Raw genomic sequence first — 297 nt, 5'->3', positions numbered from 1 at the left:
GAAAAAGCCCGCATTGCCAGCTTTGTGGCGGTGGCTCCCATCGACGATCCGCAGTTTCTCTGCCTGGTCTGCCTGGACGAACCCCACAGCTGGACGACCTCAGGCGGCAGCCTGTCGGCCCCGGTCTGTGCCGAAGTGCTGGAGCAGACGCTGGTGTACAGGGGCGTGCCCCGCGCCACGGAAGCCCCGGCTGCCTCCACTGCAGAGACCGCCGCCGACCTCCCCGCTGACGGCGACAGTTTTGACGGGGCCTGAAAACGGGCAGCAAAAAAGACCGCCGAAGCGGTCTTGAAGTGC

Annotated in this window: 1 pseudogene; it reads left to right on the top strand. The window is 66.0% G+C overall.

Annotated elements, in window-relative coordinates:
* Positions 1 to 255, top strand: a pseudogene (locus P0G09_RS19245) (peptidase); the annotation flags it as partial.
* Between the last annotated feature and the right edge of the window lie 42 nt (positions 256 to 297).

It is taken from the genome of Faecalibacterium sp. DFI.5.82, from assembly GCF_029076575.1.
Taxonomy (GTDB): domain Bacteria; phylum Bacillota; class Clostridia; order Oscillospirales; family Ruminococcaceae; genus Faecalibacterium; species Faecalibacterium duncaniae.
Note: the sequence above shows the minus strand (reverse complement) of the source record. Positions and strands in the feature narration are given on the sequence as shown.